We start from the raw sequence: 23,714 nt of genomic DNA on the forward strand, positions 1-23,714 counted from the left end.
GGCGCCGCGGCGGGTCTAGTCGCCACCCGCCGCCCCCGCCCGCCCCCCGCCGGCACACGTGGGGGGGCCGGGGCCCCCGGCCGGCCGCGGGGCCCCCCCCCCCGACTCCTGGTGCGTGGCGGTCAGGCGCGGTCGGCGCCGACCGGCTCGCCGACGATGCGGCCGGCCAGGGCCTGGGCCCAGGCGTCGACGTCGGCGGTGAGCTCGCGCTCGGCGGCGGCCCGCTCGGCGGCGATGCGCTCGGCGCCGGCCGCGAGGATCGCGTCCCGCTCGGCGATGCCCTCGGCGCGGGCGGCGGCGATGGCGGCCGCGCCCTCCTCGGTGGCACGGGAGCGGATGCGGGCGGCCTCGTGGCGGGCCTCGGCCAGCTCGGCCTCGTACTGCTCGCGGATCCGCGTGGCCTCGGTGCGCAGGTCGTCGGCGCGCTCGGTGCCGCCCGCGATGGCGTCCTCACGCGCGGCGAGGGTGCGGTTGATCTTCGGCAGGATGCCCTTCGCCAGGATGAGGAAGGTGAGGCCGAAGATCACGAAACCGAGGATGAGCTCAGCCGTGACGGGGTTGAGCGGACCGAGGTCCATGTTGAAGAGCGTCGAATTCTGCGCGAGGGTCATGCGCGCATCCTACCTGGTCGCAAAACCGACAATTCATGCGAATGGGCCGGACCGAACGAGAGTTGGCGCGTTCGTGCGAGCCAGGCAAGATTCCCGGCATCCAATGGCTACCGGAAGGTAACCGGGGCTGCTTTGATGTGCGGCGCCGGTTCAACCCCCCACCACCTCACGGGAGTTCCAGTGCCGCTCGCTCCGCTCCACCGCCGTACCCTCGGCGCAGCCCTGTCCGGCGCTCTCGCCGCCGCCACCCTGGCCGCGACCGCGCCGGCCGCCACGGCCACGAACGCCACGGCCACCACCGCCGCCGGTGCCGCTGCCGCCGAGACGCCGACGCTGAGGGTGCTCTCGTACAACGCGTTCCTCTTCTCCAAGAGCCTCTACCCGAACTGGGGCCAGGACCACCGGGCCAAGGCGATACCGGCCGCCTCCTTCTTCCAGGGCAACGACGTGGTCGTGGTCCAGGAGGCGTTCGACAACTCCTCATCGGACGCGCTGAAGGCGAACGCGGCCGCGCAATACCCGTACCAGACGCCGGTCATGGGCCGCGGCAAGACCGGCTGGGACGCCACGAGCGGGGCGTACTCCACGACCACGCCCGAGGACGGCGGGGTGACGATCCTCAGCAAGTGGCCGATCGTCCGCAAGGAGCAGTACGTCTACAAGGACGCCTGCGGCGCGGACTGGTACTCGAACAAGGGCTTCGTCTACACCGTCCTGAACGTCGGCGGCGCCCGCGTCCACGTCGTCGGCACCCACGCCCAGTCCACCGACCCGGGCTGCTCGGCGGGCGAGGCGGCGCAGATGCGCAGCCGCCAGTTCAAGGCGATGGACGCCTTCCTCGACGCCAAGAACATCCCGGCGAACGAGCAGGTCGTCGTGGCCGGCGACCTCAACGTCGACTCCCGCACGCCCGAGTACGGCACGATGCTGGCGGACGCGGGCCTGGCGGGCGCGGACGCCCGCACCGGCCACCCGTACTCCTTCGACACCGAGCTGAACTCGATCGCCTCCGAGCGTTACCCGGACGACCCGCGCGAGGACCTGGACTACGTCCTGCACCGCGCGGGCCACGCCCGCCCGGCGGGCTGGACGAACAACGTGCTCCTGGAGAAGAGCGCGCCCTGGACGGTCTCCAGCTGGGGCACGCAGTACACGTACACGAACCTCAGCGACCACTACCCGGTCACGGGCTTCGCGGCGCGGTAGCGGCGACCGGCGAGCCGGCAGGCCGGGGCCCTTCGGGGCCTCGGCGGACCGGCGGACCGGCGGACCGGTCACCTGGCCGCCGGGACGCCAGGCCGCGTACGTCCGTGCGGAGCAATACGGATGCGCCCGGCAGGGCGGGGCGTACGCTCCGAGTCGGGAGGCCGTCATGACCGCCAACGCCGGACCACCATCGCCCCGCGGGAAGGGCCTGCGGAGCGACTCCGTCGGTCTGCTCGCCACCGTCGCGCTGGGACTCGCCTCCGTCGCCCCCGCGTACAGCATCGCCGTCACCCTGGGCCTGGTGACGCTCACGGTCGGCGAGCTCGCCCCCGCCGCGCTGCTCCTCGGTTTCGTGCCGGTCCTCCTGACGGCCTTCGCCTTCCGGGAGCTGAACCGCCGGATGCCGGACTGCGGCACCACCTTCGTCTGGAACACCCGGGCCTTCGGGCCGGCCACCGGCTGGCTGGCCGGCGGCTGGACGCTCGTGATCGCCACCGTCATCGTGATGGCGACGCTCGCCCAGGTCGGCGCGGCCACGCTGCTCGCCGTCCTCGGTCTCGACGCGGCGGCCGGCAGCACCCTCGTCGTCACCGCCGTCGCCGTCCTGCTGATCGCCCTGGTCACGACCGTCGCCTACCGGGGCGTCCAGCTCGCCGCGCATGTGCAGTACGCGATGCTCGGGCTTCAGCTCCTCGCGCTGCTCGGCTTCGGCGTCGCCGCCTTCGCCCGGGACGGGGCGGCCACCCCCTCCCTGAGCTGGATCGACCCGTTCGCCTTCGAGGGCCTCGGCTCCTTCGCCGAGGCGGTGCTGCTGTGCCTGTTCATCTACTGGGGCTGGGACGCCCTGATCACCTTCAACGAGGAGACGGTCGACAGCGGACACACCCCGGGCCGGGCGGCGGTCGTCGCGACCCTGGTCCTCGTGGTGACGTACGTCTTCACCGCCTTCGCCGCGATCTCCTTCGCCGGAACCGGCGGCGCGGGGCTCGGCCTCGGCAACGAGGAGACCGCCGCCGACGCCCTCGGCCGGCTCGCGCCTGCGGTGCTCGGCGACACCCTCGGCCGGGCCGTCGCGCTCGCCGTCGCGGTCTCGGCCGTCGGCGCCCTGCTGACCGGTACGGGCGCGGTGTCGCGGACCACGCTCTCGATGAGCGCGCACGGCGCCCTGCCGCCGGCCTTCGCGCGGACGCATCCCCGCTTCCGTACGCCGGCGTTCGGCACCGTGTTCTTCGGGATCGCGACCGCCCTCCTCCTCGTCCTGCTCACGCTGGTCTCGCCCGACTTCCTGGGCGACGCCGTCCTGTCGATGGGCCTGCTGATCGCCTTCTACTACGGCATCACCGGCTTCGCGTGCGCCTGGCACTTCCGGCGGGAGATGCGGAACTCCCGCCGCGACCTCCTGATCAAGGGCGTCCTGCCGGCCGCCGGCGGCCTGATGATGCTGGGGGCCTTCGTGCGGAGCGTGTACGACATGCTCGATCCCGGCTACGGCTCCACGTCCGTGGGCGGCGTCGGCGGAGTCTTCCTGCTCGGGGTCGGCTCGATCCTGCTGGGCGCCGTCGTGATGCTTCTGGCCCGCGTCCGCTTCCGCCGCTTCTTCCGCGACGGACGGGCGTCTGTCGCCGCCCTGTCCGTCCCGGAGAACGGATCGCCCCGCTCCGGCTAGTAGCCGTACGCGCCGAACACGCTGTAGGCCCAGAGACCCACGATGCCGGCCACGCAGATCAGCACCACCCAGGAGCTGAGACTGGTGTGCCGCCGGCGGACGGGCTTCGCGGCCTTCGTGGGCTTCTCGGGCTTTCGGGGCTTCGACGCCCGGGCCGGGCGCGCCGGAGCCGTGTCGGCGGCGGCGACGTCGGCGAGCAGGCGGCGGCAGACGGCGGCCAGCTCGTGCGTCCCGGCGGTCAGGTCGACCACCGCCTCCGAGCGGGCCGGGGCCGTGGTGCCCCCGTCGAGGAGCCGCCCGGCGCGGACCCGCGCCTGGTCCTTGCCCCCGGTGGGCGCCAGGCTGATCCATCGCCCGACGTGCTCCCCCCGGATGACCACGCCACCGCCCCGCTCGCGGTAGACGGCGTGCTCCCGCCACAGGACACCGGCCAACTCCGTTGCCGTGTCCCTGAGTTCCGCGTACATCCCGCTCCCCTGTCCCGCTTCCCCATATTCGAACAAGCACGTGACTCTAGCGCCAGCCACCCCCACCCCACCGCCCGGGTACACCCCTGCCCCGAAGGCCCTTTACGCGCCGAAGTCGTACACCATGACCGGTATCCCCGCCTCACCACAGTCGCGGGCCGACCTGGACGAACTGGGTGGCGCCCAGGCCGAAGTCGTTGTGCACCGCCAACAACACCCCCATGCTTTTACAACGCTGGTGAGACAGCAATACTGTTGCACCATGGGGGAACGGCACGGCACCGGAAGCGAGGCACCTCAGATGGCCACCGAGACCGAGGAGCAGCCCGAGCAGCCCGAGCGGGGGCCGACGTTCACCGTCGACGAGTTGGCCGCGCGGGCGGGGGTCACCGTGCGGACCGTGCGCTTCTACGGGACCAAGGGGCTGCTGCCGCCGCCCGTGATCGGTCCGCGTCGGGTCGGGCACTACGGGCCCGACCACCTCTCCCGGCTCGCGCTCATCGAGGAGCTTCAGCGCCAGGGCATGACGCTGGCCGCCATCGAACGGTATCTGCACCAGCTGCCGCCCGATCTCAGCGCGCGGGACCTCGCCATCCACCGGGCCCTGGTCGCCTCCTGGGCGCCGGAGTCCGCCGAGGAGATCACCCGGCGGGAGCTGGAGCGCCGGGCCGGGCGGGCCCTCTCCGACGGGGACGTCGACCGGCTCGCGGCCATGGGCGTCCTCGACAAGAGCGCCGACCCCGACGTCTTCCGGCTCGACTCCACGCTGCTGCGTCTCGGCGTCGAGCTCCTCGACGTGCCCATCGCGCACGAGACGATCCTCGCCTCCCGCACGGTCCTCCTCGAACACGCCCGCGCCGCCGCCCAGGAGCTGTCCCGGCTCTTCCGGGAGGAGGTGTGGAACCCGTACCGCGAGAGCGCCGAGGACCCGGACCACCTCGCCGCCATGAAGTCGCTCTCCGCGCACATGCAGCCGATGGTGATCCAGGCCCTCGTGACCGCGTTCCAACGGTCCCTGCGGGAGGAGCTGCGTGCGGCGTTCGGTACGGAGCAGGCCCCTGCGGCCGACTAGCCGATCGGCCGACTAGACCGGCAACCGCGGCACGGTGCCGGGGGTCAGGCCGATCCACACGGCGTCGCTCTCCCGGATGATGTACATCGCGTCGCGCTCCACGTTCCACCCGAGGGGGACGACGTAGTACCGCCCGTCGCGTTCCAGGAGCAGACGGAGCCCGGTGTAGCGGTAGCGATGACGTAGTCCGCTCGGCAGCACCTCCCTCGTGACCGTCCCGGTGGGGAGGGCGAGCGGATGACTGCTGAGGATCATCACTCCGGTCCAGTCGGTGACGTTCCGGGCACGGGCCCGGGCGTCCCGCTCCGCCGTCTGCACGGTGATCTGGGTGAGCGTCCAGAACAGGAAGACCACGGCGGCGAAGACCGGTAGCGCCTTGCGCCGCAATCCCTTCGGCCGCCGCCCCCGGGAGTCGCGGCACTGTCCGAGGAGCAGCCCGACGGCGATGACGAGGGGGGCGGTCCAGCCGTACGGCTGGATCTCGTTCCACAGGGCGAGGAGCACCACACCGACGAGCACGACCGGCACCGACAGCCGAGCCGCCACAGCCTCGGCCGACGCGAAGCCCTCGTACCTCCTGACCCGGGCCCACGGAGCCGCCACGACCAGCACGATCACCCCGGCTGCCACCAGAACCTCGAGCTTCAGCAGACGCAGGCTCTGGGTGACCAACTCGCCGAAGCCCAGGTCGAGCGTGCTGAGCGAGATGCGGAAGTACGAGTAGAACGTGCTGGTGTACATCGCCCCCAGGTAGAAGAGCAGCGCGGCGATGAACGTCCCTTGCGCGACGACCGCCCGCAGGAGCGAGGTGGCGCGGTACGGATCGGCCTCCGGCTCCTCGGACGGGTCGCCCAGGGGCCGCTCGCTCACGTGCCGTCGGGATCGGGCGGGTCGATCGGCTCCGGAGGCGCGTCCGGCATCGGCGGCGGGGGCGGGGGCGGGGGCGGGGGCGGAGCCGTGGTGAAGCTCGGGGCGGTGGTCGGGTCGCCGTTGTCGCTCGTGGTCCTCGTCGGGGGAGGCGGCGGAGGCGGTACGTACGGGTCCCCCGTGTCCGTCGTGCGCGGCAGCGCGGACGTGGGCGGCGGCGGGGACGTCGGCGGGCTGGACACCACATCGGGCGGCGACGGGGAGCCCGCGGGGCCCGGCTCGTCGGAGTCGCACGCGACGAGCCCTCCGGCGATCACCACGCCGAGCACGGCCGGCACGACGCCCCGGATCCAGCGACCGGTCTTCTCCCGCATCCGACCTCCTCAGATCGTCCGCGAGCGTAGGGGCCCCGCCGCACTCCGCCCCGTACCCACACGTGACGGCCCCGCCGCACCCCTCGATCGAAGGACCGGGGAAGGGCGCGACGGGGCCGTTCGGCCGATGCGGACCGGCGGCGTCACGCGTCCGTGAAGACCTCGCCCCGCTCCGCCTTCTCCACCAGGAGCGCCGGCGGCAGGAAGCGCTCGCCGTACGTCCCGGCCAGTTCACGCGCGCGTGCCACGAAACCGGGCAGCCCCCCTTCGTACCCGTTGATGTACTGGAGCACGCCGCCGGTCCAGGCGGGGAAGCCGATCCCCATGATGGAGCCGATGTTGGCGTCGGCGACCGAGGTGAGGACGTTCTCCTCCAGGCAGCGGACGGAGTCCAGCGCCTCGGAGAAGAGCATCCGCTCCTTCATGTCCTCGAAGGGGATCGTCACGTCGGAACGGGTGAAGTGCTCCCGCAGGCCCGGCCACAGACCGGCGCGCCCGCCGTCCTCGCCGTATTCGTAGAAGCCCGCCCCGCCGCTGCGCCCGGTGCGCCCGAACTCGTCGACCATCCGGTCGATCACCGCGTCCGAGGGGTGGCCGGCCCACGTGCCGCCCGCCTCCTCGATCGCCCGCCGGGTCTCGTCGCGGATCTTGCGCGGCAGGGTCAGGGTCAGCTCGTCCATCAGCGAGAGCACCTTGGCCGGGTAGCCGGCCTGGGCCGCCGCCTGCTCGACGGAGGCCGGGTCGGCCCCCTCCCCGACCATGGCCACGCCCTCGTTGATGAACTGGCCGATCACCCGGGAGGTGAAGAAGCCGCGCGAGTCGTTGACGACGATCGGGGTCTTGTTGATCTGCCGTACGAGGTCGAAGGCGCGGGCCAGTGCCTCGTCGCCGGTCCGCTCGCCCTTGATGATCTCGACCAGCGGCATCTTGTCGACGGGCGAGAAGAAGTGCAGTCCGATGAAGTCGGCGGGCCGGGAGACGCCCTCGGCGAGGACGGTGATGGGCAGGGTCGAGGTGTTGGAGCAGAGCAGGGCGTCCGGCTCGACGACGTCCTGGATCTCCTGGAAGACCTTGTGCTTGAGCGCGGTGTCCTCGAAGACCGCCTCGATCACGGCGTCGCAGCCCGCCAGGTCGGCCGGGTCGGCGGTCGGGGTGATCCGGGCGAGCAGCTCGTCGCGCTTGGCCTCGGTGGTGCGGCCCCGCGAGAGCGCCTTGGCGAGCAGCTTCTCGGAGTACTCCTTGCCGCGCTGGGCGGCCTCGGCCGACACGTCCTTGAGGACGACGTCGATACCGGCCCGCGCGCAGGAGTACGCGATACCGGCGCCCATCATGCCGGCGCCGAGGACGGCGACCTTGCGGACGGGACGCGGTTCGACGCCCTGGGGGCGGTTGGCCCCGGAGTTGACGGCCTGGAGGTCGAAGAAGAACGCCTGGATCATGTTCTTCGCGGTCTGGCCGGTGAGCAGCTCGGTGAAGTACCGCGCCTCGATGGTCTGGGCGGTCTCGAAGTCGACCTGCGCGCCCTCGACGGCGCAGGCCAGGATGTTGCGCGGCGCCGGGTAGGGCGCGCCGTTCAGCTGCTTCTTCAGATTGGCGGGGAAGGCCGGCAGGTTGGCGGCGAACCGCGGGTTGGAGGGGGTGCCGCCGGGGATCTTGTAGCCCTTGACGTCCCAGGGCTGGTGCGACTCGGGGTGGGTGTCGATGAAGGCGCGCGCCTTGGCCAGCATCTCTTCCGGGGTGGCGGCCACCTCGTGGACCAGGCCGTTCTCCAGCGCCCGCCGCGGGGAGTACTGGGTGCCCTGGAGGAGCACCTTGAGCAGCGCGTCGGCGATGCCCATCAGCCGTACGGTACGGGTGACACCGCCGCCCGCGGGGAGGAGGCCGAGCGTGACCTCGGGCAGGCCGATCTTGGAGCCGGGCGCGTCGAGGGCGATGCGGTGGTGGGAGGCGAGGGCGATCTCGTAACCGCCGCCGAGGGCCGCGCCGTTGATGGCGGCGACGACCGGCTTGCCGAGGGTCTCGATCCGGCGCAGGGACCGCTTGATGGCCATGCCGGTGTCGAAGGCCTGCTGGGCCTGCTCCGGCCCGACCTTCATCATGTCCTTGAGGTCGCCGCCCGCGAAGAAGGTCTTCTTGGCGGAGGTGTAGACGATCCCTCGGATGGAGTCCTTCTCCGCCTCGGCACGGTCGGCGATCGCGGCGATGGAGTCCTTGAACGCCTGGTTCATGGTGTTCGCCGACTGGTCGGGGTCGTCGAGGACGAGGGTGACGATCCCGGTCTCGTCCTGTTCCCAGCGGATGGTCGTGCTCTCGGTCATTGCTGCTTCTCCGTATGAGGGTGCGGACGGGACGGTCAGACGCGCTCGACGATGGTGGCGATGCCCATGCCACCGCCCACGCAGAGCGTGGCGAGGCCGTAGCGCTTGTCCTGGCGCTCCAGTTCGTCGATCAGGGTGCCGAGGATCATCGCGCCGGTCGCGCCGAGGGGGTGGCCGAGCGCGATCGCGCCGCCGTTGACGTTGACCTTGTCCAGGCTGATGCCCATGTCCTTGACGAAGCGGAGCACGACGCCGGCGAAGGCCTCGTTGATCTCGACGAGGTCGATGTCGTCCATCGTCAGGCCGGCCTTGGCGAGCGCCTTGCGGGTCGCGGGCGCCGGGCCGGTGAGCATGATGGTCGGCTCGGAGCCGGAGACGGCGGCGGCCACGATCCGGGCCCGGGGCGCGAGGCCGTACCGCTCGCCGACCGCCTTGGAGCCGATGGCGACGAGCGAGGCGCCGTCGACGATGCCGGAGGAGTTGCCCGCGTGGTGGACGTGGTCGATCTTCTCCACCCAGTGGTACTTCTGCAGCGCGACGGCGTCGAAGCCGCCCAGGTCGCCGATGTCGGCGAAGGAGGGCTTGAGCGCGGCGAGCGAGTCGGCGGTGGTGCCGGGGCGCATGTGCTCGTCGTGGTCGAGGACGAGCAGGCCGCTGCGCAGGTCCCTGACGGGGACGACGGAGCGGTCGAAGCGGCCGTCCTTCCAGGCGGCGGCCGCGCGCTCCTGGGAGAGCGCGGCGTACTCGTCGACGTCGCGGCGCGAGAAGCCCTCGATGGTGGCGATGAGGTCGGCGCCGATGCCCTGGGGGACGAAGCCGGTCTCGTAGTTGGTCATCGGGTCGGCGAACCAGGCGCCGCCGTCGGAGGCCATGGGGACGCGGGACATGGACTCGACGCCGCCGGCCAGGACGAGGTCCTCCCAGCCCGAGCGGACCTTCATGGCGGCCATGTTGACGGCTTCGAGGCCGGAGGCGCAGAAGCGGTTCTCCTGGACTCCGGCGACGGTGTCGGGCAGTCCGGCGGCGATCGCGGCGATCCGGGCGATGTCGGAGCCCTGGTCGCCGACCGGGCCGACGACGCCGAGGACGATGTCGTCGACGGCGGCGGGGTCGAGTCCCGGGAAGCGGGCCCGGATCTCGTGGATGAGGCCGACGACGAGGTCGATGGGCTTGGTGCCGTGCAGGGAGCCGTTGGCCTTGCCGCGGCCTCGCGGGGTGCGGATCGCGTCGTACACGTACGCTTCGGTGCTCACGAGAAGCCTTTCAAGAGGGTGGGTGACGGGCGGGGGTCAGCCGAGCAGGGAGCGGCCGATGATCTCCTTCATGATCTCGGTCGTCCCGCCGTAGATGGTCTGGATGCGGCCGTCCGTGAAGGCCCGGGCGACCGGGAATTCGGCCATGTAGCCGTATCCCCCGTGGAGTTGCAGGCAGCGGTCGGCGACCCTCTTCTGCAGCTCGGTGGCCCACCACTTGGCCATCGAGGCGTGGACGGCGTCGAGCTCCCCGTTCGCGTGGTCGACGATGCAGCGGTCGAGGAAGGTACGGGTGACGGCGCACTCGGTCGCCATCTCCGCGATCTCGAAGCGGATGTGCTGGAGCCTGGCCAACGGGCGCCCGAACGCCTCGCGCTCCTTGACGTACCTCGTGGTGATCTCCAGGAGGTGTTCGGCGGCGGCGATGCCGGCCACGGCGATGGCCATCCGCTCCTGGGCGAGGTTCGTCATGAGGTGGACGAAGGCGCCGTTGAGCTCGCCGAGGAGGTTCTCCTTGGGGACGCGGACGTCGCGGAAGAAGAGTTCGGCGGTGTCCTGGGACTTCTGGCCGATCTTGTCGAGGTTCCGGCCGCGCTCGAAGCCCTCCATGCCGCGTTCGACGACGAGGAGGGAGAGCCCGTGGGCGCCGCCCTCGGGCGTGGTCCGCGCGACGACGATCACCAGGTCGGCGAGGATGCCGTTGGAGATGAAGGTCTTGGAGCCGTTGAGCACCCAGTGGTCGCCCCGGTCCTCGGCCGCGGTCCTGATCCCCTGGAGGTCGGAGCCGGCGCCCGGCTCGGTCATCGCGATGGCGGTGATGAGCTCGCCGGAGCAGAAGCCGGGCAGCCAGCGGCGCTTCTGCTCCTCGGTGGCGAGGGAGGTGAGGTACGGGCCGATGATGTCGTTGTGCAGGCCGAGGGCGATCCCGGGCGCGCCGGCCCGGGTGAACTCCTCGGCCAGGACGGCGCTGTAGCGGAAGTCGGGGTTGCCGCCGCCTCCGTACTCCTCGTCGACGGCGAGGCCGAGGAGCCCCTGGCGTCCGGCGGCGCGCCACGCCTCGCGGGAGACGATGCCGTCCTTCTCCCACTGGTCGTAGTGGGGCAGCACCTCCTTGGCGAGGAAGGTGCGGACGGTCTCGCGGAAGGCGTCGTGGTCGTCGGTGTAGAGCAGGCGCTTCATGCTGGGGGCTCCTGGGAGGCGTCTGTGCTGATCAGGGACGGTACGGCCCAGTCGCGGGCGACCTCGTCGGTGTCGGCGCCGGGCAGCGCGGGGCCGCTGCGGACGGCGCCGGGGGTGGCGGAGAAGCGGGGCGCGGGGGCCGGCTGGGTGAGGCCGCCGTGTTCGACGAAGGTGGAGCGGGCGGCGAGATGCGGGTGGGCGGGGGCCTCGCGCAGGGAGAGGACCGGCGCCACGCAGGCGTCGGTCCCGGCGAAGACCTCGGTCCATTCCGCTCGCGTACGGCTGCGGAAGCGGTCGGCGACGGACGCGCGCAGCTCGTCCCAGCGGCCGAAGTCCTTACGGGCGGGGGCGGCGTCCTCGATGCCGAGGAGGGTGACGAACTCGTCGTAGAACTGCTGCTCCAGTGCGCCGACGGCCATGTGGCCGCCGTCGGAGGTCTCGTAGACGCCGTAGAAGGGGCAGCCGCCGTCGAGCAGGTTGACGCCCCGGCGGTCCTGCCAGCCGCCGGCCGCCAGCATGCCGTGGATCATGGTGGCGAGGTGGGCGGCGCCGTCGACGATCGCCGCGTCCACGACCTGGCCTTCGCCGTGCGTGCGGGCGTGCTGGAGCGCGGCGAGGACGCCGATGACCAGGTAGAGCGAGCCGCCGGCGTAGTCGCCGACGAGGTTGGCGGGGACGGTGGGCGGGCCGTCCGGGTCGGGGCCGATCATGCCGAGGGTGCCGGTGATCGCGATGTACGCGATGTCGTGTCCGGCGCTGGTGGCGAGCGGCCCGTCCTGCCCCCAGCCGGTCATCCGGCCGTAGACCAGCTTCGGGTTGCGGGCGAGGCAGGCGTCGGGGCCGACGCCGAGCCGCTCGGCGACCCCGGGGCGGTAGCCCTCGATCAGGATGTCGGCCCGCTCCACCAGGTCGAGGACGGCACCGGGGCCGTCCTCGGCCTTGAGGTCGACGAGGACGGAGCGTTTGTTCCGGTTGGTGAGGTCGTACGCGGGGTCGATGCCGAGCCCCGAGCCGCCGGGCCGGTCGACCCGGACGACGTCGGCGCCGAGATCGGCCAGGAGCATGGCGGCGAAGGGGCCGGGCCCGATCCCCGCCAGCTCGACCACGCGCACCCCGGAGAGCGGGCCGTTCCGGGCGTTCCGCGTCCCTGCCATCAAGCCCCCAGCGATGTGTGACACCAATGATGTAACACCGATGATGCTAGGAACGTGTTCCACTCCGCACAAGCCCCCTGCCGAGCAAGCGCTTGGAAATTGTGTCTGGGGAGAGTTCCGCTAGGCTCCGCCGACGACAAGCGCCCGGAGAGCGGCGCAGGGGAAGGCGAGGGGCCGGATGGAGACAGGGGCGGTCGCGGGGCGGGACGCCGGAGGGAGACCGTACGACGTCGTCCTCTTCGGGGCGACGGGGTTCGCGGGCGAGCTCACCGCGGAGTATCTGGCCGAGCACGCCCCGGGCGGGTGCCGCTGGGCGCTCGCCGGGCGCAGCCGCGACAGGCTGGCGGCCCTGCGCGAGCGTCTCGCCGCACGGTGGCCCCGGTGCGCGGAGCTGCCGCTCCTTGTCGCGGACTCCGCCGACGCGGACGCGCTGCGCGAACTGGCCGAGTCCACCCGGGTGGTGGCCACCACCGTCGGCCCCTACGTCTGGTACGGCGAGGGCCTGGTGGCGGCGTGCGCGGAGGCGGGTACCGACTATGTGGACCTCACCGGCGAGGCGGAGTTCGTCGACCTGATGTACGTACGGCACGACGCGCGGGCGCGGGAGACCGGGGCGCGGATCGTGCACGCCTGCGGCTTCGACTCGGTGCCGCACGACCTGGGCGTGTACTTCACCGTCCAGCAGCTCCCGGAGGACGTGCCGCTGCGGATCGACGGCTTCGTGCGCGCCGGCGCGCTCTTCTCCGGCGGGACCTTCGCCTCCGCGCTCACGGCGATGGGGCGCGGCCGCCAGATGCTGCGCGCCGCCCGCGAACGGCGCCTGTACGAGCCCCGGTTGGTGGGCCGACGGGCGCGGGCACCGCTGGGCGGGCCGCGGTTCAGCCGCGAGACGGGGACGTGGGCGCTGCCGCTGCCGACCCTGGATCCGCAGGTGGTGGCGCGTTCGGCGGCGGCGCTGAGCCGGTACGGACCGGACTTCCGCTACCGGCACTACGCCTCGGTCAGGACACTCCCGATGGCACTCGGCGGCGCCGCGGCAGCGGGCGTGGGCGTGGCCGCCGCCCAAGTCCCCGCCGTTCGCGCGTGGCTGATGGACCGTTACGAGCCGGGCGAGGGTCCGGACGCCGAGCGGCGGTCCCGGAGCTGGTTCTCGGTGCGGTTCGTCGGCGAGGGCGGCGGGCGGCGGGTCTTCACGGAGGTCTCGGGCGGCGACCCGGGGTACGACGAGACGGCGAAGATGCTCGCCGAATCGGCGCTCTGCCTCGCCCTCGACCCGCTCCCGAAGACCTCCGGCCAGGTGACGACGGCGGTGGCGATGGGCGACGCCCTGCTCGACCGGCTCCGCGCGGCGGGCATCCGCTTCCGGGTGGCCGACGCGCGCTAGCTGTTCAGGGGTGGCGGCGGTCGTCGCCGCCACCCTGCCCAACTCCCGCCCTCCGGGCGGCCCCTTGGGCCCGGCGGGTGGACCGGGCCCCGGCACGGCGTCCAAGATCACCTCGGTGCAGAATGACCCGTATGTCGATGACGAACACCCCGACGGCGGCGACGATCGACGACGCCGCCGCGATCGGTCGCACCTTGTCCCGCGCCTTCGACGACGATCCGATGATGCGCTGGCTCTTCCCCGACGACGCCTCCCGTGAGGTGGGGCTCGGGCGCTACTTCTCCACCCTCTTCACCCGGCAGTACGTCCGCCACGGCGTGTGCGAGCGCACCGAGGCCGCGGCCGCCTTCTGGGTGCCGCCGGAGGCGGCGGCCAAGGCCGTGCCCGACGCGGAGACCGTCCAGGAGCTCTCGGACATCCTCGGCGACCGGGCCCCCTTGCTGCGGGACGCCGTCATGACGGCCGCGGAGCACGGGCCCCGGGATCCGCACTGGTACCTGGCGGTGATCGGCGCCGACCCGGCCGCCCAGGGCCAGGGCCACGGAGCCGCCCTGCTCCGCTCGGGACTGGCCAGGGCCGACGCGGCGGGCCTGCCCGCCTACCTGGAGTCCTCCAAGCGGTCCAACCTGCCCTTCTACGAGCACTTCGGCTTCACCGTCTGCGGCGAGGTGAAGCTGCCGGGCGACGGGCCGGTGCTGTGGGCGATGCGGCGCGCACCGGGCCGCCCGGCCGGCGCCCCGTAGCCCCGCGACGCGCCGGGTGGCGGCCGGGCTCCCCGTCGAGGGCCTCCCGCCACCCACTCCCGCTACGCCACCCCGTGCTGGTGCCGTACGAGACAGAAGGGGTGACCGGCCGGGTCCGCGTAGATGCGCCAGCCGCCGTCGCCGTCCCCGTCGTCGAGCTGCCACGCCCCGAGCGCGAGGACCGCGTGGTGGGCGGCGTCCAGGTCCGTCACCCGCACGTCGAGGTGGAACTGCTGCTCGGGCGCGCCCCAGACGGGCGGGCGGTGGTCGGCCACGCCCTGGAAGGCGAGGACGGGGGCTCCGGCGGCGTCGTGCAGGGTGGCCCAGCCGTCGCCGAGGGCCCATTGCGGGTCGGGGCGGTTGATCTCGCCGCCGAGCAACGCCTGGTAGAACGAGGCCAGTTCCATGACGTCCGTACAGTCGAGCACGACGCACTGCAGGGTGCCGATCATGCCATCACCCAGGCGGCGACGACGTAGACCATGGCGCAGACCCAGGCCAGCGCGACGAGACCGGCGAAGGCGAGGATCGCGGTCATGCCGCGCTCGGCGGGGCGCGGCGAGGTGGGGAGGGAAGCGGGGGCTGTCATGCCCCCCACTGTGCCGCCCATGATCGAAGGCCGGTATCCGTACTCGTACTCAGGTCGCGCACGATGCGGTGCCACGCCTGCTCGCCTCCGGGCAGGGGCCAGGCCCAGCTGGGGCGGCTTCCCGTGCGCAGCTCCTCCAGGCGACGGGCGAGGATGCCGCCCGCGATCTCGGCCCCGTCGGGGACGGCCGGACCGTGGCGGGCCATGAGGGCCGAGTAACGGGCGAGTTCGGCCTCGTAGTCGGCCGCCGCCTCGGCCTCCCCGCGCTCGCGCTCGTCGCGGGGCACGGTGCGCCGCAGGATGAGGACGGACGGCTCCACGTCCTCGGCGAGGGCGGCGGCGAGCCGGGCGTGGCCGTCGAGGACGACGTAGCAGTCGAGGCCGCTCACCCACCACAGCAGGACCGGGGGCAGGATGCCGGCGCGGGCCTGCTTGCGGTACGCCTTGACGCGGGCGTCGCCGGGCGCGGGCAGGGGCCGCAGCGGCAACAGCTCCCAGGAGCCGTTGTGGATGAACCAGTCGATGTATCCGTCCGGGTGCCCTTCGACGACCAGTTCGCGCCAGAAGGCGGCCGGGCCGAGGCCGTGGCGGTTCCACTGCGGCTCCGTCGCCGAGGTGAGCAGCCAGCGGCCGTCGTGGAGCGGCCCGTCCGGGTCGGCGGTCAGCAGCTGCGCGAAGCGATGGGCCCACCGCTCGGGCCGGTCCGCGTACGCCTCGGCGGTGGCGGCCCGCAGGGGCGGGAGCAGAGGAAGGGGTGCGGCCGTGCGGTGGAAATCGACGCCGAAGTCGCCCCGGTCCACCACCGCGAGCAGCAGCGGATCGCCGCCCTGCGTCAGGACAAGACGGCTCCCCGCCGTCCACAGGCACAGGCCCGGCCGGGGGCGGTCCCGTACGTCGAGGATCAGCTCGGTCACGGCCCGCCGCCGAGCGCCGCCTTCAGTGCGCGGCGGCAGAGGGAGTCCGCGCGGCGGGTCGTCTCCGGGATGCGGTAACGCGGGGCGAGGTGGAGGGTGTGGGCGCAGGCGTGGTCCAGGGAGATCCGGTGGCCGACGGAGACGAAGACGGGTTTCACACCGGACTGCGTACGCAGGGCGCGGCCGACCTCCTCCTCGTCGGCGAGCAGCGGGCTGGAGTCCCCGCGGGCCGGGCCCGGCTGCTCGTAGGTGAAGGTGAAGGGGTTCTTGGCGACCCCGATCGACGGCAGGCCGGTCAGCACCCCGAGGTGGCTCGCCAGGCCGAAGCGGCGCGGGTGGGCGAGGCCGTAGCCGTCGCAGACGAGCAGGCCCGGCTCGGCGGTGAGCGAGTCGAGCGCGGCGAGCACGGTGGGGATCTCGCGGAAGGCGAGCAGTCCCGGCACGTACGGGAACGAGACGCGGCCGACCGCCGTGGCCTCCGCCACGACGTCGAGCGTCCGCGCGTCGAGCACGACGGCCGCCGCCGCCACGAGGTCGCGCTCGTCGTCGTACGCCACGTCGAGCCCCGTGACATGCCCCGTACCGGGCCGTGGGCCCGGCTCGTCGAGGACGAGCCGTCCCCGCAGCTCCCGCTGGAGCGCGCGGGCGGCGGCCTCGTCGGCGGGCCAGCCCGCGGGAATGTCGATGATCGTCATGATGACGGCCACCCTACGGCGCCCCCGCGTCCGAAGGACGAACAGTTTTCCGCACCCCTCGGACGCCCGGGTAGCCTGGCGATCATGTTCGTACTGGAATTGACCTACACCGCGCCCGTCGAGCGGGTCGACGCCGTGCTCGACGCGCACATCGAGTGGCTCGACGCGCAGTACGCCGCGGGGGTCTTCATCGCCTCCGGCCGCAAGAACCCGCGCGACGGCGGGATCATCCTCGCCGCCGGCGTCGACCGCGAGCGGATCGAGAAGATCGTCGCGGCCGACCCCTTCACGGTCGAGGGCGTGTGCGCGTACCGGATCACGGAGTTCTACGCGACCAAGACCGCCGAGGAACTCGCCCCGTACCGGGAGCAGTTGCCCTCCTGAACGCGGCGAAGCGCCCTAGGCCCGGTGCCAGGGCACGCGAGCCCGGCCTGATCGGCAGGACACCCCCTAGCCGCGCGTGAGGCGGGCGATTCTGCCCTGTTCGCCGGAGGCCCAGCACGCGCCGTCCCGCGTGCAGTCGACGGTGTCGTACGAGCCGGTGTCGACCGTCCGCCAGGTGTGGCCGCCGTCCGTCGTGAGGTCCGTGCCGGTGGGGCCGACGGCGAGCGCCGCCGAGCCGCCGTGCGGAAGCCAGGCGACGCCGGAGCGGTACGCCGGCGGCGGCGTGGCGGCCTGGCGCCAGCTGTGGCCGCCGTCCCCGGTGACCGCGGCCGCCCGCTGCGACGGCCGGTCCGCGCGGTAGTCGCCGCCGACCGCGATGCCGTGCGTACGGTCGCGGAACGCGAGCGCGAAGACGCCCCGCGCCGGGTCGCCCGCCGGGATCGTCGATTCGGCGGCCGTCCAGGTCATGCCCCGGTCGGCGGAGTGCAGCACCCGGGCCGTGGCGCCGCCCCCGGTGGCCAGCCAGACGTCCCGGGGGCCGGAGGAGACGAGGCACTGCCCGCTCGCCGCGAACCCCGCCTCGCCCGGCAGCGCGGTCGGCATCCCCTCGTCGGGGAGCACCCGCCAGGACCGCCCGCCGTCGCGGGTGGAGAGGATCCGGTACTTCCCGTCGACCGGGTCGCTCATGGCGAGTCCGTGCCGGTGGTCGAAGAAGGTCATGCAGTCGTAGAACGCGCGCGGGTCGGTGTTGCGGAAGGACTCGGTCCAGCTCGCGCCGCCGTCCTCGGTACGGAAGACCCGGGACGCCTCCCCCTCCCCGATGGCGAGGACCACCGCGCGCCGGGCGTCGAACGCCTCGACGTCGCGGAACTGCAGCTCCGCCGCCCCCGGCGGCGACACGTTCCGCCAGCTCCGGCCGCCATCGGTGGTCCGGAGCACGGTCCCCTTGGAGCCCGCGGCCCACGCCGTGTTCCGGCTCACGGCGGCGAGCCCCCGGAAGCGGGCGTCGGTACCGGTCGGTGTCAGCTGCCAGCCGGGCGCCGCCGCGGGGGTCTCCCCGGCCTGCGCGGGGACCGCCAGGGCCATGGCCAGGGCCGCCCCGCTCAGTCCCAACGACAGCATTCGTCTCGTCTTCCCCATGGACGTCATGGCGCGGGAAGCTAGCCCACGGGGCCGGTCCCGTCCAGGGTGCGTCGCGAGGGGGAGGTGCGGCGCCGATGGGCCATCCGGCTATGGCGCACGGACACGCCGTGTGGATACGGAGGTTCGGGGAACCAGACGTACTGCGATCGCTCGGGCCGGCTCCCACCGGCGGGGGGGTACGGACGCGTGAGGAGCGGTGACACAGCTCACGTGGCCCTCCAGTGCACGTTCCGGCCCGATCGTTCGTCCTCCCTTGTGTCAGGGAGACGTCAGGAACCGAAGCCGCGTGACAGGAGCTGGCCTTGTCCACCGTCATCGAACAGGCCGTCCAGGCCCGTATGGTCGCATCCGCTCCCCGGATGGAAACCGTCCCCGCCACACTGCGCTACGACCGCGAGGATCCGTTCGCGGTGAGCATGGCCTTTCCGCCCCGGGCGACCCTGGAGGGCGTCGAGGTGTCGTGGGCGTTCTCGCGCGAGCTGCTCGCGCAGGGCGTGGAAGGCCCGGCCGGGGTCGGGGACGTGCGTGTCCGTCCGTACGGCTTCGACCGCACCGTCGTGGAGTTCCACGCGCCCGAGGGTGTGGCGGTGGTCCACATCCGTACGACGGAGGTGCGGCGCTTCCTGGAGCGCTCGCAGCATCTCGTGCCGGCCGGCCGCGAGCACCAGTACCTGGAGTGGGACAAGTGGGACGAGGAGCTGGCGGCGCTCCTTGAGGAGTACTCCTGACACGCCGCCGACGGCCCGCGGGCCGTCGGCTCCCCGCCCGTAAATCGATTGCCTCCCGCCCGGCGGCGCGCGTACCGTCCTGACCTGGCCCTGTCGTCGCCAGATCGGAGAAGGCCGTTGCTCGTCTGAGGTTCGAGACACCGTGCCGCGCGTGCCCCTTCGTGCCGCGTGTGCCGTGTTCGACCTCGGCGTACGAGCCTCTGTGCCTGCCCGCGCCCCCCGGTGTCTCACCCGTTGCCCCAGCCCACGCTCTCGCAACAGGGAGGCCCCCATGGCGACCCGCCCCACCTTCATCACCTGCTCGTCCCTCTCCTTCTCCTGGCCCGACGGCACGGAGGTCCTCGACGACTTCCGGCTCGCGGTCGGTCCCGGCAGGACCGGTCTGATCGGCCTGAACGGCTCGGGGAAGTCCACGCTCCTCAAGCTGCTCGCCGGTGAGCTGACCCCCGCCTCCGGCACCGTCCGGACCGTCGGCGAGGTCGGGTACCTGCCGCAGAACCTGGTCCTGGACACCACGCTCCGCGTCGACGAGGCCCTCGGCATCGCGCGGACCCGTGCCGCGCTGCACGCCATCGAGGCCGGCGATCCCGCCGAGGAGCACTTCGCGGCCGTCGGCGACGACTGGGACGTGGAGGAGCGGGCCCGCGCCACGCTCGACGGGCTCGGCCTCGGCCGCATCGGCCTCGACCGGACCATCGGCGAGGTGTCGGGCGGCGAGTCGGTCCTGCTGCGGCTCGCCGCGCTGCTGCTGGCGCGGCCGGACATCCTGCTGCTCGACGAGCCGACCAACAATCTCGACCTCCATGCCCGGGGGCGGCTCTACGAGGCGGTGGAGGCCTGGTCCGGGGTCATGGTCGTCGTCAGCCACGACCGCGAACTCCTGGAGCGGGTCGACCAGATCGCCGATCTGCGGGACGGCGAGGTCGCCTGGTACGGCGGCGCGTACTCCGCGTACGAGGAGGCGCTCGCCGCCGAACAGGAGGCGGCGCACCGCATGGTGCGGGTCGCCGAGGCGGACGTACAGCGTCAGAAGCGCGAACTGTCGGAGGCCCACCTCAAGTTGGCACGGCGCAAGCGGTACGCGCAGAAGAGCGCCCAGAACAAGGTGGTACCGAAGATCGTCGCCAACGGCCGCAAGAGCGAGGCGCAGGTGTCCGCGGGCAAGCACCGGGCCCTGCACTCCGAGCGGCTCGCCGAGGCGAGGGAGCGGTTGGACGCGGCGGTGGAGGCCGTACGGGACGACGACGAGATCCGGATCGAGCTGCCGCGCACCACGGTCCATCCGGGCCGGGGCGTGCTGACGCTGCGGGAGCTCGAACTGCGGTACGGCGCCCGGGTCGGCGGCGAGTTCGAGCTGCGCGGTCCGGAGCGGATCGCGCTCGTCGGCCGGAACGGAGCGGGCAAGACCACGCTGCTGCGGACCGTCGCCGGGGAGCTGGAGCCGGTGTCGGGCGAGGTGGTGACGGAGGTGCCGCTGCGCTTCCTGCCGCAGCGCCTGGATGTGCTGGACGACGGGCTCAGTGTCGTGGAGAACGTCGCCCGGTTCGCGCCGACGGCGACGGTGAACGCGATCAGGGCGCGGCTCGCCCGGTTCCTGTTCCGGGGCGCCCGGGCCGATCAACCGGCCGGCACGCTGTCGGGCGGGGAGCGGTTCCGGGCGACGCTCGCGGCACTGTTGCTCGCCGAACCGGCACCGCAGCTGCTGATGCTGGACGAGCCGACCAACAACCTGGACATGGCGTCGGTCCAGAAGCTGACGGCGGCGCTGGAGTCGTACGAAGGCGCGCTGATCGTGGCCAGCCACGACGTGCCGTTCCTGGAGTCGCTCGGGATCACCCGTTGGCTGCTACTCGACGGTGAGCTGCGGCCGACGACGGCGGACGCGGTACGGGAGGGTCTGCCGGAGGCCCGGTCGGCCGGCTCGGCGGGGTAGTCCGCCGCGCCCTTTCGCGCGCCACCCGTTCGGGGCGTCTGCTCTGCGTAGCCATGATCGCGACGGACGGGCCCGCCCACGCACGTGACCTGGATCTCTACGGGCGGGCCCGAGCCGCGCACATGCTGCGTACATAACGGAACGTAACCGGACATCGCTGAGACGGGCTTGGCCGACGCCTTACGGAGCCTTAACCTACGGTTTCGTAACCTACGAATGCGTAGGTAATTCCGTTCCCCTTTCCCCGTCCCCCAGGAGTCCCCGTGACGCTCACCTCTCCCCACCTCGGCAGCTCGACGGGGTGGACCGACGCCCGCCTGCTGTACGCGCTGGAAGAGGTCGTGGAGAAGGAGCTCAACCGGCACCTCAAGGTCACCAAGGATTGGATGCCGCACGAGTACGTCCCTTGGTCCGACGCCCGGAACTTCCCCGGTTTCTTCGAAGACGGCGAGGCCTGGGACCCTTCTCAGTCCAAGGTCACCGACATCGGCAAGATCGCCCTCGTGGTGAACCTGCTCACCGAGGACAACCTCCCCAGCTACCACCACGAGATCGCCAGCCTCTTCGGCCGCGACGGCGCCTGGGGCACCTGGGTGCACCGCTGGACCGCCGAGGAGGGCCGCCACGGCATCGTGATGCGTGACTACCTCCTCGCCTCGCGCGCGGTGGACCCGGACAAGCTGGAGCAGTTCCGGATGGCGCACATGAGCGAGGGCTTCGAGTCCGACAACCGGCACTCGATGCTGCACTCGGTCGCGTACGTCGCCTTCCAGGAGCTCGCCACCCGCATCTCGCACCGGAACACCGGCCATCAGTCGGGCGACCCGGTCTGTGACCGGATGCTGGCGCGCATCGCCACCGACGAGAACCTGCACATGGTCTTCTACCGCAACCTGCTGGGCGCGTCCTTCGAGCTGGCCCCCGACCTGACCATGCAGGCCGTGCGGGACGTCGTGGTGAACTTCCGCATGCCCGGTCACGGCATGCCGGGCTTCGAGCGGGCGGCCGCGCAGATGGCGATCGGCGAGATCTACAACATGCGCATCCACCACGACGACGTCCTGCAGCCCGTGCTGCGGTTCCTCAAGGTGCTCCAGATCGAGGGCCTCGGCCCGGAGGGCCTGAAGGCCCAGGAGGAGCTGGGGCTCTACATGGACGGTCTGGACAGCGAGGCCAGCAAGTTCGACGAGAAGCTCGCCGCCCGCAAGGCGCGGATGGCGGCCCGCGCGGCCGGCTGATCCTTCTGCGCGCCCGGGTCCTCCTGAGGGGTCACCACTCCGCCACGGCGTAGTCCTTCAGGAAGACCCCGGACTGGGGCTCCCCCGCCTCGCCGCGCACGATCGGGTCGTAGATCCTCGCCGCGCCGTCGACGACGTCGAGCGGCGTACGGATGCCCACGGCCGCGATCCTGGCCTTGCGGGGCGCGGGGTTCTCGTCCGTGATCCACCCCGTGTCGACGCTGCACATGTGGACGCCCTGCTCCGCCAGCTCAGCGGCGCTGGTGCGGGTCAGCATGTTGAGGGCGGCCTTCGCCATGTTGGTGTGGGGATGGCCGCCCGTCTTGTTCCGTACGGCGAACCGGCCCTCCACCGCCGACACGTTGACGATGTAGCGGCGCGGCCGCGGCGAGGCGAGCAGCAGTGGAAGCAGCCGGTCGCAGAGCAGCGTCGGCGCGACGGCGTTGACGAGCTGCGCCTCCAGGAGCTCGACGGCGTCCAGGTCACCGAGGCGTACCGACCACGAGTTCCGCGGCGAGGGGTCGGGCAGCAGCCCGGCCTCGTCCGGCCCGTCCGGCCCGTCCAGACCCGTGAGGGCGGGCAGATCGGCGAGTGCGGGCAGGCCGGCGAGGGCCGGGAGGCCGGCGGCGGCCGTGGCACGGGCGTCGCCGGGCCCGTACCCCGGCGCGGGGATCACGCCCTCGGGCAGTGCCCCGCGCTCCCCCGCCGCCAGCAGGGCGTACGACTCCGGGGGCCGGCGGATCGTCTGGGCGGCGTTGTTGACGAGGATGTCCAGCGGCCGGCCGTCCGCGCGCAGCCGCTCGCACAGGCCGAGGACCTGACGCGGGTCGCGCAGGTCGATCGCGACGACCGTCAGCCGGTCCATCCACCGCCCGCTGCCCTCGGCGGCCCGGAAGCGGCGCAGGGTGTCGTGCGGGAAGCGGCTGGTGACGAGCAGCTCGGCCCCGTCGCGGAGCATCATCAGGGCCAGTTGGAACCCGATCTTGACGCGGCCGCCCGTGAGGAGCACACGCCGTCCGGTGAGGTCGGTGGTCAGGGCACGGCGGGTGGTGTTGTCGGCGGCGCAGGGCGGGCAGAGCCGGTGGTAGAAGGAGTCGGCCTGTCGGTACGGCGTCTTGCAGACATAGCAGTGGCGCGTCCTGAGGAACGTGCCCGGTGATTCCCTCCCCGCGTCCGCGAGCGGCGCGTCCTCGCGTCGGTCGAGGGCCCCGGTCGCGGTGCGCGCGGTGAGCGCGGCGTCGGCGGCCGACTGCTCGGCGCGCAGCGCCCTGCGGCGCTTGTTGCGACTCTCGCGCACGAAGCGGGCCGCGGTCCGCTCGCCCCGGATCCGCGCGGGATCGTCGAGGGGCATGCCGCGCAGCCTGGCGATCGTGCGGTCGAAGGCGTCGAGTTCCTCGTCCGTGACGGGTATGTGGTGGGGCTCCATGATCCGGTGATCGTAGTGACGGCGGGCCGGGCTCGGCATCCCGTTATCCCCGCTCTCCCCCCTGTCCCGGGACGCCGCCGCTCAACCCCGCTGCCGCTTCAGGCGGATCCGTTCCTTCTCCGAGAGGCCGCCCCACACCCCGAACCTCTCGTCATGTGTCAGCGCGTACTCCAGGCACGCCACCCGCCCCTCGCACGCCCCGCAGAGCTGCTTCGCCTCGCGGGTGGAGGAGCCGGGGGCCGGGAAGAAGAACTCGGGCCCGGCCTGGGCGCAGAGGGCGTTCTCCTGCCAGGACATGTCGGGGGCGGGGGCGGGAGCGGTCAGCACGGTGGTGTCGGTCTGCATGGCTGACACGCTCCCCCGTGGCCGT

General features: G+C 72.7%; 24 protein-coding genes. 9 read left to right on the forward strand and 15 right to left on the reverse strand.

Annotation, left to right across the window (positions count from 1 at the left end; translation table 11 throughout):
• Positions 1-122 precede the first annotated feature (122 nt).
• Positions 123-611: a hypothetical protein gene (locus tag ACF06X_RS08075; protein ID WP_392286375.1), complete on the reverse strand. Its 489-nt coding sequence runs from the start codon at positions 609-611 to the stop codon at positions 123-125.
• Between the two features lie 135 nt (positions 612-746).
• Between ACF06X_RS08075 and sph the strand changes: the two genes are divergently transcribed.
• Together sph and ACF06X_RS08085 are read left to right on the forward strand one after the other, a co-directional pair.
• Positions 747-1,817: a sphingomyelin phosphodiesterase gene (gene sph / locus ACF06X_RS08080; RefSeq protein WP_392286376.1), complete on the forward strand. Its 1,071-nt coding sequence runs from the start codon at positions 747-749 to the stop codon at positions 1,815-1,817.
• Between the two features lie 166 nt (positions 1,818-1,983).
• The gene (locus ACF06X_RS08085; protein WP_392286377.1) at positions 1,984-3,483 is read left to right on the forward strand and encodes an APC family permease; all 1,500 of its coding nucleotides are present in this window, start codon (positions 1,984-1,986) and stop codon (positions 3,481-3,483) included.
• On the opposite strand, the gene ACF06X_RS08090 is transcribed toward ACF06X_RS08085, so the two are convergent.
• Positions 3,480-3,950, reverse strand: a complete 471-nt coding sequence (locus ACF06X_RS08090) for a hypothetical protein (protein ID WP_392286887.1) — start codon at positions 3,948-3,950, stop codon at positions 3,480-3,482. The two genes, ACF06X_RS08085 and ACF06X_RS08090, sit on opposite strands and share 4 nt — an antisense overlap.
• Before the next feature lie 301 nt (positions 3,951-4,251).
• Here ACF06X_RS08090 and ACF06X_RS08095 point away from each other — a divergent pair, with 301 nt between their 5' ends.
• On the forward strand, positions 4,252-5,022 hold the full coding sequence (locus ACF06X_RS08095; RefSeq protein WP_392286888.1) for a MerR family transcriptional regulator: 771 nt from the start codon (positions 4,252-4,254) through the stop codon (positions 5,020-5,022).
• A 12-nt stretch (positions 5,023-5,034) separates the two neighbouring features.
• On the opposite strand, the gene ACF06X_RS08100 is transcribed toward ACF06X_RS08095, so the two are convergent.
• The 6 genes from ACF06X_RS08100 to ACF06X_RS08125 form a co-directional block, all read right to left on the reverse strand.
• Positions 5,035-5,892 carry a hypothetical protein gene (locus tag ACF06X_RS08100; protein WP_392286378.1) on the reverse strand — a complete coding sequence of 286 codons (858 nt, stop codon included), beginning with the start codon at positions 5,890-5,892 and terminating at the stop codon, positions 5,035-5,037.
• Positions 5,889-6,263, reverse strand: coding sequence for a hypothetical protein (locus ACF06X_RS08105; RefSeq protein ID WP_392286379.1), 375 nt, complete (start codon positions 6,261-6,263; stop codon positions 5,889-5,891). Before ACF06X_RS08105 ends, ACF06X_RS08100 begins: the two co-directional genes overlap by 4 nt.
• A gap of 143 nt (positions 6,264-6,406) precedes the next feature.
• Positions 6,407-8,581 carry a 3-hydroxyacyl-CoA dehydrogenase NAD-binding domain-containing protein gene (locus ACF06X_RS08110; protein ID WP_392286380.1) on the reverse strand — a complete coding sequence of 725 codons (2,175 nt, stop codon included), beginning with the start codon at positions 8,579-8,581 and terminating at the stop codon, positions 6,407-6,409.
• Positions 8,582-8,616: 35 nt separating this feature from the next.
• The gene (locus ACF06X_RS08115) at positions 8,617-9,834 is read right to left on the reverse strand and encodes an acetyl-CoA C-acetyltransferase (RefSeq protein WP_392286381.1); all 1,218 of its coding nucleotides are present in this window, start codon (positions 9,832-9,834) and stop codon (positions 8,617-8,619) included.
• Positions 9,835-9,870: 36 nt separating this feature from the next.
• Entirely contained in the window at positions 9,871-11,013 is a 1,143-nt protein-coding gene (locus ACF06X_RS08120) for an acyl-CoA dehydrogenase family protein (protein ID WP_392286382.1), read from the reverse strand.
• Complete coding sequence (locus ACF06X_RS08125; protein ID WP_392286383.1) at positions 11,010-12,167, reverse strand: CaiB/BaiF CoA transferase family protein; 1,158 nt, start codon at positions 12,165-12,167, stop codon at positions 11,010-11,012. Before ACF06X_RS08125 ends, ACF06X_RS08120 begins: the two co-directional genes overlap by 4 nt.
• A gap of 178 nt (positions 12,168-12,345) precedes the next feature.
• Here ACF06X_RS08125 and ACF06X_RS08130 point away from each other — a divergent pair, with 178 nt between their 5' ends.
• Positions 12,346-13,551, forward strand: coding sequence for a saccharopine dehydrogenase family protein (locus tag ACF06X_RS08130; protein ID WP_392286384.1), 1,206 nt, complete (start codon positions 12,346-12,348; stop codon positions 13,549-13,551).
• Between the two features lie 131 nt (positions 13,552-13,682).
• Entirely contained in the window at positions 13,683-14,294 is a 612-nt protein-coding gene (locus ACF06X_RS08135; RefSeq protein WP_392286385.1) for a GNAT family N-acetyltransferase, read from the forward strand.
• 62 nt (positions 14,295-14,356) lie between these two features.
• On the opposite strand, the gene ACF06X_RS08140 is transcribed toward ACF06X_RS08135, so the two are convergent.
• Genes ACF06X_RS08140 through ACF06X_RS08155 form a run of 4 tightly spaced genes read right to left on the reverse strand, consistent with a single transcriptional unit; the run spans position 14,357 to position 16,492 of the window.
• A complete protein-coding gene (locus tag ACF06X_RS08140) occupies positions 14,357-14,746 on the reverse strand; it encodes a VOC family protein (protein ID WP_392286386.1) in 390 nt (129 codons plus the stop codon).
• Positions 14,743-14,883: a morphogenic membrane protein MmpA gene (mmpA, locus tag ACF06X_RS08145; protein WP_392286387.1), complete on the reverse strand. Its 141-nt coding sequence runs from the start codon at positions 14,881-14,883 to the stop codon at positions 14,743-14,745. The genes ACF06X_RS08140 and mmpA overlap by 4 nt, the downstream gene beginning before the upstream one ends.
• The gene (locus tag ACF06X_RS08150) at positions 14,880-15,797 is read right to left on the reverse strand and encodes a hypothetical protein (protein WP_392286388.1); all 918 of its coding nucleotides are present in this window, start codon (positions 15,795-15,797) and stop codon (positions 14,880-14,882) included. Before ACF06X_RS08150 ends, mmpA begins: the two co-directional genes overlap by 4 nt.
• Positions 15,794-16,492: an endonuclease V gene (locus ACF06X_RS08155; RefSeq protein WP_392286389.1), complete on the reverse strand. Its 699-nt coding sequence runs from the start codon at positions 16,490-16,492 to the stop codon at positions 15,794-15,796. The genes ACF06X_RS08150 and ACF06X_RS08155 overlap by 4 nt, the downstream gene beginning before the upstream one ends.
• Before the next feature lie 84 nt (positions 16,493-16,576).
• Here ACF06X_RS08155 and ACF06X_RS08160 point away from each other — a divergent pair, with 84 nt between their 5' ends.
• Positions 16,577-16,876, forward strand: coding sequence for a YciI family protein (locus ACF06X_RS08160; protein ID WP_392286390.1), 300 nt, complete (start codon positions 16,577-16,579; stop codon positions 16,874-16,876).
• Positions 16,877-16,942: 66 nt separating this feature from the next.
• Here ACF06X_RS08160 and ACF06X_RS08165 read toward each other — a convergent pair whose 3' ends face one another.
• Positions 16,943-18,025 carry a WD40/YVTN/BNR-like repeat-containing protein gene (locus ACF06X_RS08165; RefSeq protein WP_392286391.1) on the reverse strand — a complete coding sequence of 361 codons (1,083 nt, stop codon included), beginning with the start codon at positions 18,023-18,025 and terminating at the stop codon, positions 16,943-16,945.
• Positions 18,026-18,321: 296 nt separating this feature from the next.
• Between ACF06X_RS08165 and ACF06X_RS08170 the strand changes: the two genes are divergently transcribed.
• The 3 genes from ACF06X_RS08170 to ACF06X_RS08180 all read left to right on the forward strand — a co-directional run bounded on the left by ACF06X_RS08170 (position 18,322) and on the right by ACF06X_RS08180 (position 21,918).
• The gene (locus tag ACF06X_RS08170; RefSeq protein ID WP_392286392.1) at positions 18,322-18,747 is read left to right on the forward strand and encodes an SsgA family sporulation/cell division regulator; all 426 of its coding nucleotides are present in this window, start codon (positions 18,322-18,324) and stop codon (positions 18,745-18,747) included.
• Between the two features lie 271 nt (positions 18,748-19,018).
• Positions 19,019-20,680, forward strand: a complete 1,662-nt coding sequence (locus ACF06X_RS08175) for an ABC-F family ATP-binding cassette domain-containing protein (protein WP_392286393.1) — start codon at positions 19,019-19,021, stop codon at positions 20,678-20,680.
• A 263-nt stretch (positions 20,681-20,943) separates the two neighbouring features.
• Complete coding sequence (locus ACF06X_RS08180; protein WP_392286394.1) at positions 20,944-21,918, forward strand: acyl-ACP desaturase; 975 nt, start codon at positions 20,944-20,946, stop codon at positions 21,916-21,918.
• A gap of 31 nt (positions 21,919-21,949) precedes the next feature.
• Here ACF06X_RS08180 and ACF06X_RS08185 read toward each other — a convergent pair whose 3' ends face one another.
• Both ACF06X_RS08185 and ACF06X_RS08190 read right to left on the reverse strand, forming a co-directional pair.
• Positions 21,950-23,344 carry an SDR family NAD(P)-dependent oxidoreductase gene (locus ACF06X_RS08185; RefSeq protein WP_392286395.1) on the reverse strand — a complete coding sequence of 465 codons (1,395 nt, stop codon included), beginning with the start codon at positions 23,342-23,344 and terminating at the stop codon, positions 21,950-21,952.
• Positions 23,345-23,425: 81 nt separating this feature from the next.
• Positions 23,426-23,689 carry a WhiB family transcriptional regulator gene (locus ACF06X_RS08190; RefSeq protein WP_392286396.1) on the reverse strand — a complete coding sequence of 88 codons (264 nt, stop codon included), beginning with the start codon at positions 23,687-23,689 and terminating at the stop codon, positions 23,426-23,428.
• Positions 23,690-23,714 lie beyond the last annotated feature (25 nt).

Origin of the sequence: Streptomyces sp. NPDC015346 (assembly GCF_043078785.1) — a bacterium.
GTDB lineage: Bacteria > Actinomycetota > Actinomycetes > Streptomycetales > Streptomycetaceae > Streptomyces.

What these genes read in the sequence shown, in the direction of transcription:
- ACF06X_RS08090 (WP_392286887.1), bottom strand. Translation starts at nt 3,950, where the DNA reads ATGTACGCGGAACTCAGGGACACGGCAACGGAGTTGGCCGGTGTCCTG.
- ACF06X_RS08095 (WP_392286888.1), top strand. Translation starts at nt 4,252, where the DNA reads ATGGCCACCGAGACCGAGGAGCAGCCCGAGCAGCCCGAGCGGGGGCCG.
- mmpA (WP_392286387.1), bottom strand. Translation starts at nt 14,883, where the DNA reads ATGACAGCCCCCGCTTCCCTCCCCACCTCGCCGCGCCCCGCCGAGCGC.
- ACF06X_RS08140 (WP_392286386.1), bottom strand. Translation starts at nt 14,746, where the DNA reads ATGATCGGCACCCTGCAGTGCGTCGTGCTCGACTGTACGGACGTCATG.
- ACF06X_RS08185 (WP_392286395.1), bottom strand. Translation starts at nt 23,344, where the DNA reads ATGGAGCCCCACCACATACCCGTCACGGACGAGGAACTCGACGCCTTC.
- ACF06X_RS08120 (WP_392286382.1), bottom strand. Translation starts at nt 11,013, where the DNA reads ATGAAGCGCCTGCTCTACACCGACGACCACGACGCCTTCCGCGAGACC.
- ACF06X_RS08105 (WP_392286379.1), bottom strand. Translation starts at nt 6,263, where the DNA reads ATGCGGGAGAAGACCGGTCGCTGGATCCGGGGCGTCGTGCCGGCCGTG.
- ACF06X_RS08110 (WP_392286380.1), bottom strand. Translation starts at nt 8,581, where the DNA reads ATGACCGAGAGCACGACCATCCGCTGGGAACAGGACGAGACCGGGATC.
- ACF06X_RS08075 (WP_392286375.1), bottom strand. Translation starts at nt 611, where the DNA reads ATGACCCTCGCGCAGAATTCGACGCTCTTCAACATGGACCTCGGTCCG.
- ACF06X_RS08175 (WP_392286393.1), top strand. Translation starts at nt 19,019, where the DNA reads ATGGCGACCCGCCCCACCTTCATCACCTGCTCGTCCCTCTCCTTCTCC.
- sph (WP_392286376.1), top strand. Translation starts at nt 747, where the DNA reads ATGTGCGGCGCCGGTTCAACCCCCCACCACCTCACGGGAGTTCCAGTG.
- ACF06X_RS08130 (WP_392286384.1), top strand. Translation starts at nt 12,346, where the DNA reads ATGGAGACAGGGGCGGTCGCGGGGCGGGACGCCGGAGGGAGACCGTAC.
- ACF06X_RS08125 (WP_392286383.1), bottom strand. Translation starts at nt 12,167, where the DNA reads ATGGCAGGGACGCGGAACGCCCGGAACGGCCCGCTCTCCGGGGTGCGC.
- ACF06X_RS08085 (WP_392286377.1), top strand. Translation starts at nt 1,984, where the DNA reads ATGACCGCCAACGCCGGACCACCATCGCCCCGCGGGAAGGGCCTGCGG.
- ACF06X_RS08190 (WP_392286396.1), bottom strand. Translation starts at nt 23,689, where the DNA reads ATGCAGACCGACACCACCGTGCTGACCGCTCCCGCCCCCGCCCCCGAC.
- ACF06X_RS08155 (WP_392286389.1), bottom strand. Translation starts at nt 16,492, where the DNA reads ATGACGATCATCGACATTCCCGCGGGCTGGCCCGCCGACGAGGCCGCC.
- ACF06X_RS08135 (WP_392286385.1), top strand. Translation starts at nt 13,683, where the DNA reads ATGTCGATGACGAACACCCCGACGGCGGCGACGATCGACGACGCCGCC.
- ACF06X_RS08160 (WP_392286390.1), top strand. Translation starts at nt 16,577, where the DNA reads ATGTTCGTACTGGAATTGACCTACACCGCGCCCGTCGAGCGGGTCGAC.
- ACF06X_RS08165 (WP_392286391.1), bottom strand. Translation starts at nt 18,025, where the DNA reads ATGACGTCCATGGGGAAGACGAGACGAATGCTGTCGTTGGGACTGAGC.